Origin of the sequence: Corynebacterium sp. HMSC066C02 (genome assembly GCF_001814945.1) — a bacterium.
Taxonomy (GTDB): domain Bacteria; phylum Actinomycetota; class Actinomycetes; order Mycobacteriales; family Mycobacteriaceae; genus Corynebacterium; species Corynebacterium aurimucosum.
The window spans coordinates 213085-227970 of sequence record NZ_KV818450.1 but is presented as its reverse complement, the minus strand read 5'-3'; the positions used below and the strand labels follow the sequence as shown (position 1 = coordinate 227970).

Genomic DNA, 14886 nt, shown 5'->3' with positions numbered 1-14886 from the left:
TTGCCGCTATAAACATTTGCGGCCACCAACCCCGAGCTCTTAGGCTTGATCACGTGACGGATTTTGACCTCATCGATGAGACCATCGCGGAATACCGCCGCTTCGAGCGCGCCCGCGCGCGCTTCGATACCGAAGCACGCCGCGAGTACGGCATCACCGGTTCGCACCTTTCGCTCCTCCGGCTGATCGATAAAAAGAGCCCCATTCCCATCTTGCAACTGCGCAAGGAGCTGGGTTGGCAGCCCGCCACCATCGGGCAGGCGGTCAAGCGCTTGGTGCGTGACGATCTCATTGCCATCGACGATGATCCAGAGGACCTGCGCCGCCGCCTGTGCAGCATCACAGAGGAAGGCCGGCGCTTCCTGCTCCACGTCCCCCTCACCGGCCCGGCGCGCCTGCGCACCTATGAGTTCAGCGAGGAAGAGTTAACCACCATGAAGCGTGGGTTCGAGACCGCGCTGAAGGCTTTCGGGTATGTGCCGTGGAGTGATGAGGACTAGCGCGGATGACTAGTGCAGGGCCGCGCTAGGGGCCTAATCCTCCCCGCAACCGTTTTCCACGAGGCGCTGCGCCACGTGCGCCAGCACGTCCAGGCCGGCCACGCAGTCTTCCTCCGTGGTGAATTCCTTTTCGTTGTGTGAGATGCCGTCGACGGAGGGGATGAAGAGCATAACCGTCGGCACCACTTCCTTAAGGTTGGTCGAGTCATGGCCGGCCACCGTGTAGATCTCCTGGTGCGAGTAGCCCAGCTCCTCCACGACCTCCTGGGCGAGCGCCACGCCGGCTGCTGGGTAGGGGTTGAGTGCCCACTCGTGCGTTGGGGATAGCTCGACCGAGGTGCGTGATTCCTCCTCTGCTTCGGCGATAATCTCCTGCAGGCGCGCTTGGGCTTTCTCCAGCACCTCCGTGGAGGGTGAGCGCACATCCACGTTGAAGCGCACCTCGCGGGCGATGGTCACGGGCGAGTTCGGCTCCAGTGTTAGCTGCGAGACCGAAGCCTGCAGCTGGCCTTCGGCGAATTCGTGGGTGAGGCGCTCTACTGAAGCAATGATGAGGGAGGCGCCGAAGAGCGCATCCTTCCTATCGGCCATCAGAGTGGAACCGGTATGGCCCTGCTCACCGGAGACCACCGCCTGGAATTTCTTCGCACCCCACGTGGCGGTAACCAGGCCAATCGTGTTGCCGGCAGCTTCAAGTTCCTTACCTTGCTCGACGTGGATCTCCGCATAGGCCGCGAGCTTCGGGGCTTCACCGCGCGGGGCCCATCCGGCTTCTTCCTGGGCCTGCGCCACAGTGACGCCGGCAAGGTCGGTGGCGGAGTGGGCGCGGTCAAGCGCCAGCGTTCCCACATACACGGAGCTGCCCATCATGGAGGGCGCAAAGCGCGAGCCCTCCTCGTTGAACCAGTTGATGACCGCCAGGTTATAGCGCGCCTTGGCACCCGACTGCGCCACGCGCCCGGCAGCATGGGCTGCAGCCAGCACGCCATAAGCACCGTCGAAACGGCCGGCCAAGGGCTGCGAATCCAGATGTGAGCCCAGGCCCACGTACTCGGCGCCGGGGACAAGCTCGAAGAGCCCGTACTGGTTGCCAATCTCGTCATAGATGACGCGCGCCCCGAGGGACTCTAGGACCTCGTGGAACCAGGCGCGGTTGAGGTTATCGCCGGCACTGGCTGCCTGTCGCTCCACGCCACCGCCCGGAGTGGCACCGTTGGCGGACATGGCTTGGAAATCGGCCAGGAATTGTTCGTTGGTGGTTGATCGCATTTCTACTCCTTAAAAGCTTCCGTAGCGCAGCTCGCCGCCCACAATGGTGGCGGCCACGTCGATGGTGGAAAGGTCATCAGTCTGCAGCGGGTCCTGGGAAAGCAGTACAAAATCCGCCAGCTGCCCCGGCATCACCTGCCCCTTGCGCCCGGCCCAGCCCGTCGCCGCGGCCGAACCGGCGGTATAGGCGTGGAGCGCCTCGGCTGAGGTCAGACGATCCTTAGGCCCGTAGTCCCGGCCCGAGGCGGTGCGCCGCTCCACGAAGGCCTGCATGACCTCCAGGGGCACACCTGGTGCCACGGGTTGATCGGAGCTGCCGGGGAGAATGAGGGAGGCGTCGAGAAGCCGCTTGCCCGGGTAACTCCACTCCGTGCGCTCCGGGCCGAGGGCATCCGCCATCGCGTCACCGAAGGCCTGAATGAACAGCGGCTGCGGCACCACCACGATGGGCTTGCCGCGCAGGCGCTCAATCTGGTCGGGGCGCACCACGCCGCCGTGTTCGATGCGGTGCGGCATGGCGGGCACGCCATGCTTGTCGACGGCCTCCTCCAGCGTCTCTATCGCAAAATCTACCGCTGCATCCCCAATGGCGTGGATGGCCAGTGACCAGCCAGAATTCGCCGCTCGCAACGCGCGGGTGCGCATCTGTTCTGGGTCACCCTGGAAGTAGCCGTGGTGGGAGCAACAAGCATAGTTTTCACTCAGCGCAGCAGTGGTTCCCAGCAGGGAGCCATCGCTGAAAATCTTCACTGGTCCGATCTGCAGCCACTCATCGCCGAAACCGGTGCGCAGCCCGCCATCCAGTCCCCAGCCGGTCCCGTCGGAGGCGTGTCCGGAAATCTCGTGGAGCACATCCATGGTCACCATCACCTGCATGCGGGTGTGCAGGGTGGCGTTCTGATAGGCCGCAATCTCGCGCGGGCTGTGCCCAATCCAGCCGCCAGCCACACCGGCATCCGTGACAGAGGTCAGTCCACGTTCGAGGTAGCGGCGCGTGGCCAGTTCCAGGGCGCGGGCAATCTCCTCGCCGGATTCCGGCAGTGTCACCTCTTGGATAGCGCGCATAGCGTTTTCGTCGAGCAGCCCAGTGCAGTGGCCATCGGCATCGCAAACGAACTCGCCGCCTTCCACCTCCGGCGGGTTGGCGGGGTCAACGCCTGCCGCGTGCAGGGCCGCGGTGTTCACCGTGTAGGCATGACCCGAGTTGTGTTTGATGAGCAGCGGAGCCCCGCCGGTCACGCGGTCAAGCTGCTCTATCTCCACCGGCGCATCCAGCCCGGAGGGGCGAAACCCTGCGGCCACTACCCAACCGTCGGGGTTGGGCTCGGCCTCGTGCAATGCAGAGTAGACATCCTCTGGCGTTGTGGCCCGGGAGAGGTCGACTTCCAGCAGCGTTTGGCCAAACCACACGGTGTGGGAATGCACGTCATTAAAACCAGGGCTCAGCGTGCGCCCGCCGGCATCGCACACCTGGTCAGCTGGCAGGTCACGGGCGGCCTGCCCCACTGCCAGGATGCGCCCGTTGGCAAAGGCCACCGCATCCGTGACTGGCCGCGCAGGGTCTTGGGTCAGGATGTGGGCGTTGTCGATGCGCGTGATCATGCGTCCTCCTGTGTTCTCCTGTTTCTCCGACGAACTGCACGCGGTGCGTGCTGTGTCTGCCCCCACAGGTTAAACCTAGAAGTGATACACCTCTCCGCATTGAGGGCAATTCACCAGTGACCACCGTGTAGCGTTGTGCACATGCACGAACAACGCTGGCACGATATCGTTGCGGAGGTCCAGGGCACCATCCCCCGGCTGGTGGAGGATTTCCTCACCGCCTTTAGCCGCTCAGGGCGCTATGGCGACTCACTAGTGAGCGAGGCCGAGCTACGCCTTACAGCCTTTGAGGTCCTCGCTCGCATCTCCGATGTGCTGGTCGGCGCGATGGATGAGGAGGAGCTGCGCGCCCACGCGCAGAGCCTGGGTCGGCGGCGCGCACACCAGGGCGTGGAATTAGCAACGCTGATCGACGCCATCCAGCTCGACTTCACGGTCCTCTGGGAGCATTTACGCCGGGCCGCCGGCGCGGACCAGGAAGTGCTCATCGACCACGTGACCCAGCTGCATTCCGTTGTGACGATGTACAACCTGGTGGTACGCGACGCCTACCGCCTAGAAGAAGCGCGCGGGCAGCACGACGTGCACCGCGCCCACGCCCGACATTTGGAAAGGCTCTTTGCGGCCGAATCACTGGGCACGCTCGGCATTGCGGAAATCACCCGCGCGCTCAACCTGGATGCCGATTGCCACTTCGATGTCGTGGTGGCCCATCCCACTGCGGCGGTGGAGTTGCGCGCGCTTCTCCACGAACCCATCTCCTCCGGCAAGGCCTTCGGCCACGGTGTGCGCGGGATGTTTGTGGCCTTTTGGCCCAGTGAACAGTGCCCCATCCGCCATTCCACAGGACGCAGGACCAAAGAGTTGGCAGATATTTCCGGGGTGCTCTTTCGCAACGTCACCGGACTAGCCGGAGCGCGCGCGGCTGCACATCAGGCACCACGCATCTTCGATGCCACCGGGCCGCTGAACCAACTCACCGAAGCGCCCGATGCACTCTGGGCCGTCGCCGGGGATGCCCTCGCAGACTTCACCGCCAGCGGCATGACGGAGCTCACCCAGACAATCGCCGAATTACGGCTTCACCACGCGCCGCTCTACCTGACCATCACCGCCTACCTGGACTGCGGGTCCATCAAGGATTCCGCGGAAGCGCTGCACTGCCACCGCAATACCGTGCTCAACCGCCTACGACACGTCAACGAGCTCACCGGTCTTGACATCACTCGCCCAAAGGATGCCGCGCGAGCTTTGCTAGCACTCCATCGCACTGCCCGATAGCACTTGTGCACAGACACAACCACAGCACTCGGCCAGTGGGGCAATGCATAGAAAACTCTCCGCCCCATTCACCCCAAGGTGACGCGCACCTAATGTTCCATAGAAAGGTAATGCATTTCACATAAGGAGCACCTCGATATGACTACCCATGCAGCGCCGGCCGCCTCGGCCCAATCCGGCGCCGAGGAAATCAAGGTCGACTCAAAGGACGTCTTCCGCATCGCCAGTTCCGCATTCGTCGGCACAGCCCTCGAATGGTATGATTTCTTCCTCTTCGGCACCGCCGCCGCGCTCGTCTTCAACGAACTCTTCTTCTCTGGAATGTCGGGCACCGGCGCCACCCTCGCCTCCTTCGCCACTTTCGGCGTAGGCTTCCTCGCCCGCCCACTCGGCGCGGTTATTTTCGGGCAAATTGGCGATAAGATGGGGCGCCGACCAGCCCTTATCATCTCCATCGTCGTTATCGGAGTAGCCACCGGAGTCATTGGCCTCCTGCCCACCTTTGACAGCATTGGCATCTGGGCACCTATCACTCTGGTCATCCTGCGTCTGCTCCAGGGAGTCGCCGTCGGCGGCGAATGGGGTGGTGCAACAACCATGGCTATCGAACACGCGCCGGCAGAAAAGCGCGGCCGTTACGCAGCCTTCGTGCAAATCGGCTCCCCCGCCGGTACGTTGCTCTCCTCCGGCGCCTTCGCGCTTGTACTCATGCTCGATGATGACGCGGTGAGCTCATGGGGCTGGCGCATCCCCTTCCTCATCGCTTTCCCCTTCCTGGCAGTAGCACTGTGGATTCGCTCGAAGGCTGAGGAATCCCCGGTGTACAAAGCACTCGAAGAGGAGGCCGAGGCAGACGAAGCCGCGCACCAAGGCTCCCTGAAGGAGCTTTTCACACAACACTTCCCACAACTATGCCTCGCCTCTGCGGCAGCCTTCCTAGGCATCGGCGGGTTCTTCGTCATGAGCACCTACGTCCTCTCCTATGCCACAACCACGCTAGACTTCGAGCGCCAGACCGTCGTGAACGCCACCCTCCTCGGCGCTGTGTGCCAGATCTTTATCAACATCATCTTCGGCCGCCTCGGCGAAAAGATTGGCCCCGGTCGCGTTATCGGATACGGCGCGCTTGCCACCGCCATCATGGCGTGGCCGCTGTGGGCGATGATCGATACCGGCAATGCTGTACTACTCACGCTTGCTGTTTGCACTGGACTGTCCCTAGTTACAATCACCTATTCCGTGTCGGGCGTCCTACTCTCAGAGATCTTCCCGGCTAACGTCCGTTATTCCGGGGTGGCCATCTCTGCCAATATCGCCTCCGCAGTATCGGGACTGCTACCTTTCCTCGCTACCGCGCTGAACGCCTCCAATGACACGCCTAGCTCTACACCGGGAATTATCATCCTGGCCGCCACCGCGCTCATTACAGCCTTCGGTGGCTTCGCCGGCGAAAGGCACCGCCGCGAGGACGACGTCACCATCGTCGACTAATACACAACCGCTCATAAGAAAAATAAGTTGGGACTCGGCGCCGCAAAGCAAGCTATGGCCTAGCCGGACTCATCCTGATTCCTGCCGTGGCATCCTATGCCATGGCCATATGGAAGATCGTCACTGGCGCCGTGCCCGAGCCGCTCACGCTTTCCGGCACGGCCGTAGCCGCCATGCTCATCAATCTGCTCTGCGCGGTGTTATTGCTGCAACTGCGTCACGGCAGCGCGCTCACGCGCGGTGCTTGGTTGGCCGCGCGCAACGATGTTGCCGCCAACATTCTCATTCTTGGCGCCGGCCTTCTCATGCTGGCATGGGCAAGCCCGTGGCCGGATATCGTAGTCGGCCTCATCATCGGCACCATTAATCTGCGCGCCGCGGCAGAGGTCTTCGAGCAAGCCCGTTCGGAAGACCCGGAGATCGAAGAAGAATGACGCAGCCCCTTTAAGAAATCCCTTAATTCAGAAGCCTACGGCTGCGCCCACATCCCTGCCCCCTCAGGGCCAAACCACCCGCCGCCCATCCCCGACGCGCCCCTTAAGCACCCCTCGATGGGGTCATTCTTTAGTTTGTGAACGAATGGTCAAAGAGACGTTTTCCCAGAATACGGTCTACTGGGACAAAACCAAGGTTGGCGCAAATTTCTTAGTGAAATGTTCACTTCAGACCCACCCGATCGAAATATACTTCCATGGGCAAAAATATTAACAATTCTAAGGGTGCGCGATCCTGAAAAGCGTCTTATCGTTGCAACACGTCACGCACTGGGCACAACAGCGCTCCTACAGCGCCACCGCAGTGCGTCACCACATTGCCCCAAAAATTTTCATCCAGGAGAACAACAATGACCAAGCGTCGTCGCACCGCCAGCCTCATCGCCGGCCTCGCGATTGCAGGCACTGCCCTCATCGCGCCGGCTGCCTCCGCAGCTACCCAGACCGAGTCCTACCCGGAGACCCCGGCTGTGAACGCCAAGCTGCCCATCGTTCACACGTCCCACGGCTCCGACCACATGAAGGCCAACGTGCTCAACCCGCGCCCGGTCTGCAACCCGTGGGAGGACCACCGCACCGTGGTCTACAAGGTGACCGATAACTTCATGCCGGCTGGCACCATCTCCACCACCAACCAGACCAAGAAGGACATCCCGCTGCAGCAGGACCTGTCCAAGTCCCAGTCCATCACCCTGTCCGTCAACGGTGACCGCACTGAGACCACCTCCATGAACGCAGGCGGCAAGGGCTCCGGCAAGAACTCTGAGGGCTCCTTCGGCGTCTCCCACGAGATTGCTACCAAGCTCGGTGCTTCGGCTTCCTACTCCCTGTCCTGGGAGGCTGGCCAGTCCATCGGCCCGTACGATGTTCCGCCGAACCACACCGGTGAAGCTACCTACGGCTTCCGCGTTCTGAACATGACCGGTACCCAGCAGTACTGCAAGCCGAACGGCACCTGGTCCACCCCGACCTTCTGGTCCGCAATGCAGCCGATGAAGAACGAGGTTCGCGTCAAGCTCTACGACGACATCGCTGATTCCTACGCTCCAAACAAGGACGCTCAGAACACCACCGACGTCAACGACCCGAAGGTTGTTGAGGAAGAGAAGTCCCCGGAGGCTGACGCCGAGGTCATCAAGGACAACGAGGTCGCTCCGGAGGAGAAGGCCGTGTCCGAGGCTGAGGGTAAGAAGGAAGAGGAAGCCGACAAGAAGGTCCAGGAGGACCTTGATAACGGCAAGACCGATGAGGCCAAGCAGAAGCTGGACCTGAAGCCGGTTCTGACCACCTCCGGCGCTAAGCACGCAGGCTTTGCCGGCACCGTTGCTCTCCGCCTGGAGAACGTCGGCACCGAGCGCTACTACGGCGACTTCCCAGCTGTCCAGTACCGCGTTGACGTCAAGACCGCTGAGGGCCCGAAGGGCGTTGACCGCCTCATCACCCCGCGCTCCTCCAACGGTGCGCACATCCGCGACTTGGGCTTCGATGAGAAGACCTCCACCCGCTCCTTCGAGGTCACCCTGGCCAACCCGATTAACGCTGGCGAGAGCGCTCGCGTTGCCAACCTGGACTTCGGCGACGGCAACACCAAGGAAGGCCGCCTGAAGAACTACATCGAGGTGACCCAGATTTCCCGCCTGAAGGGTGATAACTCCACCGACAACGACCAGAACGTTGACTCCCGCGAGATCACCGTGAAGGACACCGGCAAGAAGGCTGAGGGCCTGTTCTAAGGAACACCCCACGCCCGCTTCACAGAGAGTGCAGCCCGCCGGCGCTTAGTCCGGCAGTGAGAGAGTGAGAGGACCCCGACCGCCATACGCGGTCGGGGTTTCTTTGTGCCCAGCGGCTCTTTCACGAGGCTCTCATATCGCAGACGGCATTTCGCGGTACACAATTAGTTGGCTATTGTGAACCAATGCATTTCTCTCGCACCGCACTAGCGGGCCTTCTTTCAGTGGGGCTGATCCTTTCCCCCACTCACGCTCACCCGGCGCACGCACAGGCGCCAGATGCGATGAGCAGCGATATCGCCAACATCGATCAACACTCCAGTGCCCTCGATCCCATAGCCCTGGGCCCACTAGCTCCAGTACTCTTTGCCGATAATATCTTCGCTGCTTGGGGGAAGTTACTTCAGCAAGTGAGAATCCCGACGGTCGCACCAGAAGCTACGCGCCCACCCGCGACCACCGCACCGGCACAACTGCGCGAGCTGCGGCATATCCAAGACAACGTGTGGGAGCTTAAGGCCTATTCACCGGCCATGGACCGCGTTATCGCTAACGACATCATTCTTCCTCTGGGAGGATTAGAGAATACTCAGCCTCGCCCGACCTATTACCTGCTGGGCGGCGCCGGCGGAGGCGAGGACGCACTGTGGTGGGACGGTGGCGGAGCTTCCGAGTTCTTCCGCGACAAGCACGTGAATGTCGTATCACCCCGCGGTGCTTATGGCTCGATGATGTCCGACTGGGCGCAGCCCCATGACACCCACGGAAAATACAAGTGGGCCACCTATCTCACCAAGGAACTCCCGCAGCTTATCGACGCCAAGTTTCACGGCAACGGCCGCGACGGCATCGCGGGCGTGAGCAACTCGGGCGGCCCAGCGCTGGAGCTTGCCACTTTTGATCCGCGGTTCAAGGTTGCTGGTTCCTTCTCCGGCTGCCCTTCGACCACAGGTATCCTCGCGCAGTCCTTCGCATGGGTAAGCGCGGCTTTCTACGGTACGGACCCAGCTCGTTCTTTCGGCGCGCCGTGGGATCCGGCGTGGGCGCAGCATTCGCCGGTTCTCAACCTCGATCACCAAAAGGGGCGGAAGACCTTTGTCATCGTCTCCCGCGGCGGCCCGGCAGACTTTGATGTCGATATTGAGGACTCACCGCTCCCAGCCTTGGGACTCAACGAACGCTTGGATTACTGGTGCAGTTCCTTTTACGCCAAGCGTGCCACCGCCGCTGGCGTTGATCTTGACTACTACGAGCTTCCGGCCGGGCGCCACACGTGGGGGCTCTTCCGCCGGGAGCTAGCCATCAGTTGGGCCACGGTGGGCCCGGCACTCGGCGTGGACTAGCACCGTCAATCACGCGCACAACTACAACGCGTGAGCTCTAGATCACCACGCACGGCGCACGTAAAATCAACATTCATGAATGTCATGGACACTTGGGAGCCCACGCTGGGCACCGGACCTCTGTTAGGAATTGCGGTGGCGGCTATCGCCGTCATCCTCATCCTCGTCATCCACTTCAAGGTGCACGCCTTCGTCACCCTTGTCACGGTTTCCGCGCTCACCGCTTTGGCCGCCGGAATCCCGCTGGATGGCGTGGTTCCCACCATGACGAGCGGCTTCGGTTCGACTCTCGGTTCCGTAGCCTTGTTGGTGGGCCTCGGCGCCATGATCGGGCGCTTGGCAGAGACCTCCGGCGGAGCCAAAACGCTTGCCGACGCCCTCGTGAAACTCTTCGGCGAGGCCAAGGCCCCTTTGGCACTCGGCGTGGCTTCTCTCATCATGGGCTTTCCCATCTTCTTCGACGCAGGCCTCATGGTGATGCTGCCGGTCATCTTTGCCGTCGCCAGGCGCCTGGACGGCCCAGTCTTGGCCTATGGCATTCCTGCGGCCGGTGCTTTCTCCGTCATGCACGTCTTCGTGCCACCGCACCCAGGCCCCGTCGCAGCAGGTGAGTTCTTCAGCGCGAACATCGGTCTGATCCTTATCTTCGGCCTCCTCATCGCGTTGCCTACGTGGTATCTCTCCGGCTACCGCTTCGGGCTCCACTTGGGCAAGAAATACCCCTACCGCCTTGAGAAGGCCATAACCGGCGCGCTGGTCAGCGATGCTGAATTGCCGGATCGCCCGGCCTCCCCGGCTTCAGTAATCAGCATCCTGCTCATCCCCATGGTCCTCATCTTTGGCAATACCGGGTTGACTACCTTGGGCACAGCTGGCGTTGTCGATCCTTCCGCCACCTGGGTGCGCTTCTTCATCTTTCTGGGGCAAACGCCGATCGCGCTCATCATCACCACGCTTGCGGCGATGGCCGTGCTGGGCCTGCGCCGCGGGGAAGGCAAAAGCGCCATTGAGAAGACCATGGAGTCTTCGCTCGGCCCAATTTGCTCCGTCATCCTCATCACCGGTGCCGGAGGCATGTTCGGCGGGGTGCTGCGTACCAGCGGCATTGGTGATGCCCTCGCGGATTCTATGTCCGGCCTCGGCGTCCCCGTTATCTTGGCCTGCTACCTCATCGCGGTCGCCCTGCGCCTGGCGCAAGGCTCAGCCACCGTTGCCCTCACCACGGCCGCCGCGCTCATGGCGCCTGCCGTCGAGGCTGGCGGCTTCAGCGAAATCCAACTGGTCCTCATTACGCTGGCCACCGCGGCTGGCTCGGTCTTTGGCAGCCACGTCAATGACTCGGGCTTCTGGCTCGTGGGCCGCCTCATGGGCATGGATGTGTCGACCACACTGCGGACGTGGACAGTAAACCAGGCACTCATTTCCTCTATTGGCTTCGGTATTGTCCTTATCTTCTACGGTGCTGCCGCGCTGCTCTAGGCCTGCAGATACTCGGCCGCCGCGGCGACCAGCTCCTCCTTCTTCGCTCCCCTCGCAACGTGCAACATTTACGTGCCTTCATTGACATGCTGGAGGCGTCTGGCAAAAGGCATCAGTCATAAGGCGTTTTCACGGCTGAAAACGCCATTTACTTATCGCAGATGGCGTTTTTAGACCCAAAGATGCCTTTTGCCAGATGCCTTCTGCAGGACGCCCTTCAGACTTAGGCCATTTTAGTGCGGAACAATCCCACCCCACCGCCGAACAACACCAAGTAGCAGTGCAAGAGTGGCGTTGCTCATCCACCCATGACTTAAGTCAGGAAGCACCAGCTAAGCCCGCAAGTACTCGGCCGCCGCGGCGGCAAGCTTCTCCGGGGTGGCGCTGACGTCCAGCACCACTCCTGCTTCTTCTGGGCGCAGTTCCTCCAAGGTCTCGAACTGCGAATCAAGCAGGGATACAGGCATAAAGTGTCCGGAGCGCTGGCTCATGCGCTCTTTGAGCAGCTCATAGGAGCCGTGCAAGTGCACGAAAACCGTATCTGGCGCTGCGGCGCGAATGAGTTCGCGGTAGGAATGCTTGAGCGCGGAGCAACCAACGATGGCGCCACCTTCTTGGTCTGCGAGGAAGCGGCCGATGGATTCGAGCCAGGGTTTCCGGTCATCGTCGTCAAGCGCCTGTCCCGAGGCCATCTTTTCGATGTTCGCTGCCGGGTGCATGTCATCCCCGTCCTGGAAGGGAAGGCCGGTGTGCTGCGCCAGCAACTCCCCGACCGTGGACTTACCGCAGCTTGAGACTCCCATGATCACAACATGCTTGTGCATCATCCTCCTTCACACGCCACCCGATTTTATGCGCTACGCACTACGTGACGTAGCGCGGTTCAATACGGCGCGGCTTAGCCCAGCGGCGCGTAGCCAAAGTCACCGCGCTGCACCTGACTGCGGGCATTCCGGTCGAAGGTTGCGCACAAGGCAGCCGCCACGTAGCGCACACCGCCTGCCGGCGAAGAGGAGCCGACGCGCTCGGCGCAGTTCTCCAGGGCTGGCAGGCCGATACTCTCCCCAGGCGAAGTCATGGAGAAGAAGGACGCGGCCATCATGGTGTTGCCATCGGCGCGCACGTACTCTGAGGAGCCCTTAATAGCCTGCCAAGCAATCGCCCCGACGGGATCGGTGCGGAACTGGTCCCGCTCAGTTTGGGTCAGCTCGGCGTTAGCAGCAGGCACGGACAGTGTTGTGATGAGTAGTGCTGCTGTTGCAGCAAGGAGAGGAAACTTTTTCATAGGAACACTCTATCTCCCGCGCCACAGTTTTTCTCGGCATTGCCGGCCCCGGCTTAACTGATGACGCTGCGCAACTGTCGAATCTCGGCAGGCCCCACACGGCAACAGCCGCCCAGCAAGCTAACGCCTGCAGCCTGAAGCTCCACCGCTGCGTCGGTCAGGTTCATAGCACCGACGGGAGCAGGACGCCAGTCGCAAGCGCCGTGGTCCCAGTTCTCCCCGCTGTTGGGGCAGGCCAGAAGCGGCTTATCGGTGCCGCTTCGCAGTTGCTTCACCACCGCGCATGCCCGTGATGGGTCGACGCAATTTACGCCCAGGGCTCCCAGCCGCGGCGACTGGTTGGCAAGCTCAATAACCCGCGAGAGCTTCTCGGGGTCCGCCGCGATGGCGCCGGTAATACTCAGTGCGAAGGGCTTAGGCTGCTCCTCAAAGAGCTCGAGCAATGCGGCCGCCTCCTCGACGTTGGGAATGGTCTCCGCAAGGAGGAAGTCGGCATCAGTATCCGCGAGTACCGCTATCCTGCGGGCATGCCAGCGCTGTAGCTCACCGCGACGCAGATCATAAGCACCGTCATAGTCCGTCCCCTTCCCCGGACCCGCACCATAGGGGCCGATGGATGCAGCGACCAGCAGATCACCATGGGCAGTGCGCTTGTCGACGACCACTCGCACCGCCTCACGGGCCACTGCGACGCTGCGGCGAAGAAGCTTCTCCGCTTCTTCACCAAGCACATCGAAGGTGACTTGGTAGGAGGCCGCGGTAGCAACCTGCGCGCCGGCGGCGAAGAAGTCCACGTGCGCAGACTCAATGAGCGCGGGGTTCTCCCGCAACACCCGCGCCGACCACAGCGGGCCAGAGATGTCATGCCCCTGGGCTTCAAGGTGGGTTCCGAGGCCGCCGTCGACAAGCATCGGCGCATCACACAGTGCCATAACGCACGAGCCTAGCAGCGCACCGTGCCCGCAAGGTCCAGCTCGACAACAGGAAGTTGTTATAGCTTCGTTATTCGCTTGAGATTGGTGGACTCCCCCACCACGTCAGAACCCTAAGTATCCGCAGCACTCAGGCATGGGACTGCACTCTTCACAACACGCGCCGCGAGCGCGCAGCTAACTGCAAAACCTGTCCGCAAGCTGATTTTTTGGTTGAAACAATCTGGATGTCATGACACGGTGGACGAGTTAGCGATTCCCGCAGCAAGGAGGGGAAATGGCAGCGATTACTGCCAAGAATCTGTACAAGGTCTTTGGCAAACATGCCAAGAGAGGGGTGGAATCCCTCAAGAATGGGTCTACTCGTGAAGATCTCCGCGAGCAGGGCCTCACCGCCGCGGTGATTGATGCCAGCTTTGAGGTTGAACCGGGGGAGATCTTCGTTGTTATGGGCCTGTCGGGCTCCGGAAAGTCCACGCTCATCCGAATGATCAACGGTCTGTGGGATGCCACCTCAGGCGAGATTTTCATTGGCGACCAAAACTTAGCAGCCATGTCGGAGGAGGAGCTACGCGCTGTAAGACGCGACCGCATCTCCATGGTTTTCCAGTCCTTCGCTTTGCTACCCCACCGCACTGTCGGTGAGAACGCGGCGTATGGGCTGGAAATCAAGGGCGTCGGAAAGCAAGAGCGTGAGGCCAAGGCAGAGGAAGCCTTGGCCATGGTGGGGCTCGAAGGCTGGGCTGATTCCATGCCAGACGAGCTCTCCGGCGGCATGCAGCAGCGTGTGGGCCTCGCCCGTGCGCTGGCAGCAGATACAGACATCCTGCTCATGGATGAGGCGTTCTCCGCATTGGACCCGCTCATCCGCAAGGACATGCAGGATCAGCTCATCGACCTGCAGGCTTCCCTCAACAAGACCATCGTCTTTATTACCCACGATCTCAACGAAGCCATGCGTATTGGTGACCACATCGCCATGATGCGCGACGGCCGAGTGGAACAAATTGGTACCGCCGAAGAGATTTTGCAAAACCCCGCCAATAATTACGTGGCCGACTTCGTTAAGGATGTCGACCGCTCCCGCGTACTCAATGCGGAGAATATCGTCGAACGCCCACAGAACACCCTAAACGCGAGCCAGGGCCCGCTCACCGCGCAAAAGCTCCTGCGCGAATCTCAAAACTCCTGGCTCGTGGTGCTCAATGCCGACCGCACACCAGCCGGCGTGGTCTGGGAAGAGGACATCGCCAAGGCGGTGCGCAACGGCAACAGCGAGCTGCCGCTGGATTCCAGCACCACGCACATTGTCCATGAGGGCCAGAACATTGCGGAGCTCTTCGGATATGCCGCCGACACCACGACCCCTCTGCTCGTTGTCGACGGCAACGGCAAGTTCACCGGTGTTATTCCGCGCGTGACTCTCTTGTCCGCCGCATCGAGTGACATCGACACCACTGGAGAGGAGAACTAAGCC

General features: G+C 61.6%; 13 protein-coding genes. 8 read left to right on the top strand and 5 right to left on the bottom strand.

Translation table 11 applies throughout. The features are described from left to right. Positions 1–53: 53 nt before the first annotated feature. A complete protein-coding gene (locus HMPREF2996_RS06440; protein ID WP_070446267.1) occupies positions 54–500 on the top strand; it encodes a MarR family winged helix-turn-helix transcriptional regulator in 447 nt (148 codons plus the stop codon). Between the two features lie 33 nt (positions 501–533). Here HMPREF2996_RS06440 and HMPREF2996_RS06435 read toward each other — a convergent pair whose 3' ends face one another. Further along, positions 534–1769: a M20 family metallo-hydrolase gene (locus HMPREF2996_RS06435; protein WP_070730609.1), complete on the bottom strand. Its 1236-nt coding sequence runs from the start codon at positions 1767–1769 to the stop codon at positions 534–536. Positions 1770–1778: 9 nt separating this feature from the next. Continuing rightward, complete coding sequence (locus HMPREF2996_RS06430) at positions 1779–3371, bottom strand: amidohydrolase (RefSeq protein WP_070730607.1); 1593 nt, start codon at positions 3369–3371, stop codon at positions 1779–1781. Between the two features lie 141 nt (positions 3372–3512). Between HMPREF2996_RS06430 and HMPREF2996_RS06425 the strand changes: the two genes are divergently transcribed. The 6 genes from HMPREF2996_RS06425 to HMPREF2996_RS06400 all read left to right on the top strand — a co-directional run bounded on the left by HMPREF2996_RS06425 (position 3513) and on the right by HMPREF2996_RS06400 (position 11192). Next, positions 3513–4652 (top strand): helix-turn-helix domain-containing protein, encoded by a 1140-nt coding sequence (locus tag HMPREF2996_RS06425; protein ID WP_070730606.1) that lies wholly within the window; start codon positions 3513–3515, stop codon positions 4650–4652. A gap of 138 nt (positions 4653–4790) precedes the next feature. Continuing rightward, positions 4791–6143 (top strand): MFS transporter, encoded by a 1353-nt coding sequence (locus tag HMPREF2996_RS06420; RefSeq protein WP_070730603.1) that lies wholly within the window; start codon positions 4791–4793, stop codon positions 6141–6143. A 71-nt stretch (positions 6144–6214) separates the two neighbouring features. Beyond that, entirely contained in the window at positions 6215–6577 is a 363-nt protein-coding gene (locus HMPREF2996_RS06415; RefSeq protein WP_371325894.1) for a cation efflux transmembrane domain-containing protein, read from the top strand. A 410-nt stretch (positions 6578–6987) separates the two neighbouring features. Next, entirely contained in the window at positions 6988–8370 is a 1383-nt protein-coding gene (locus tag HMPREF2996_RS06410) for a hypothetical protein (RefSeq protein WP_070730601.1), read from the top strand. A 284-nt stretch (positions 8371–8654) separates the two neighbouring features. Next, positions 8655–9713: an alpha/beta hydrolase gene (locus tag HMPREF2996_RS06405; RefSeq protein ID WP_246822994.1), complete on the top strand. Its 1059-nt coding sequence runs from the start codon at positions 8655–8657 to the stop codon at positions 9711–9713. Positions 9714–9797: 84 nt separating this feature from the next. Then, on the top strand, positions 9798–11192 hold the full coding sequence (locus tag HMPREF2996_RS06400; RefSeq protein WP_070730687.1) for a GntP family permease: 1395 nt from the start codon (positions 9798–9800) through the stop codon (positions 11190–11192). 332 nt (positions 11193–11524) lie between these two features. Here the strand turns inward: HMPREF2996_RS06400 and HMPREF2996_RS06395 are convergent, their stop codons facing one another. The 3 genes from HMPREF2996_RS06395 to mmuM all read right to left on the bottom strand — a co-directional run bounded on the left by HMPREF2996_RS06395 (position 11525) and on the right by mmuM (position 13409). Further along, on the bottom strand, positions 11525–12019 hold the full coding sequence (locus HMPREF2996_RS06395; RefSeq protein ID WP_083313793.1) for a gluconokinase: 495 nt from the start codon (positions 12017–12019) through the stop codon (positions 11525–11527). 71 nt (positions 12020–12090) lie between these two features. Further along, positions 12091–12477 carry a hypothetical protein gene (locus tag HMPREF2996_RS06390; RefSeq protein WP_070644297.1) on the bottom strand — a complete coding sequence of 129 codons (387 nt, stop codon included), beginning with the start codon at positions 12475–12477 and terminating at the stop codon, positions 12091–12093. Between the two features lie 53 nt (positions 12478–12530). Beyond that, positions 12531–13409, bottom strand: coding sequence for a homocysteine S-methyltransferase (mmuM, locus tag HMPREF2996_RS06385; protein ID WP_070730598.1), 879 nt, complete (start codon positions 13407–13409; stop codon positions 12531–12533). 277 nt (positions 13410–13686) lie between these two features. Between mmuM and HMPREF2996_RS06380 the strand changes: the two genes are divergently transcribed. Further along, entirely contained in the window at positions 13687–14883 is a 1197-nt protein-coding gene (locus tag HMPREF2996_RS06380) for a quaternary amine ABC transporter ATP-binding protein (protein ID WP_070446287.1), read from the top strand. The last annotated feature ends 3 nt before the right edge of the window (positions 14884–14886 follow it).

Excerpts from the sequence above, each read along its gene's own strand:
- HMPREF2996_RS06435 (WP_070730609.1), bottom strand. The coding sequence starts at position 1,769 with ATGCGATCAACCACCAACGAACAATTCCTGGCCGATTTCCAAGCCATG.
- HMPREF2996_RS06430 (WP_070730607.1), bottom strand. The coding sequence starts at position 3,371 with ATGATCACGCGCATCGACAACGCCCACATCCTGACCCAAGACCCTGCG.
- HMPREF2996_RS06425 (WP_070730606.1), top strand. The coding sequence starts at position 3,513 with ATGCACGAACAACGCTGGCACGATATCGTTGCGGAGGTCCAGGGCACC.
- HMPREF2996_RS06420 (WP_070730603.1), top strand. The coding sequence starts at position 4,791 with ATGACTACCCATGCAGCGCCGGCCGCCTCGGCCCAATCCGGCGCCGAG.
- HMPREF2996_RS06410 (WP_070730601.1), top strand. The coding sequence starts at position 6,988 with ATGACCAAGCGTCGTCGCACCGCCAGCCTCATCGCCGGCCTCGCGATT.
- HMPREF2996_RS06405 (WP_246822994.1), top strand. The coding sequence starts at position 8,655 with ATGAGCAGCGATATCGCCAACATCGATCAACACTCCAGTGCCCTCGAT.
- HMPREF2996_RS06400 (WP_070730687.1), top strand. The coding sequence starts at position 9,798 with ATGGACACTTGGGAGCCCACGCTGGGCACCGGACCTCTGTTAGGAATT.
- HMPREF2996_RS06395 (WP_083313793.1), bottom strand. The coding sequence starts at position 12,019 with ATGATGCACAAGCATGTTGTGATCATGGGAGTCTCAAGCTGCGGTAAG.
- HMPREF2996_RS06390 (WP_070644297.1), bottom strand. The coding sequence starts at position 12,477 with ATGAAAAAGTTTCCTCTCCTTGCTGCAACAGCAGCACTACTCATCACA.
- mmuM (WP_070730598.1), bottom strand. The coding sequence starts at position 13,409 with ATGGCACTGTGTGATGCGCCGATGCTTGTCGACGGCGGCCTCGGAACC.
- HMPREF2996_RS06380 (WP_070446287.1), top strand. The coding sequence starts at position 13,687 with ATGGCAGCGATTACTGCCAAGAATCTGTACAAGGTCTTTGGCAAACAT.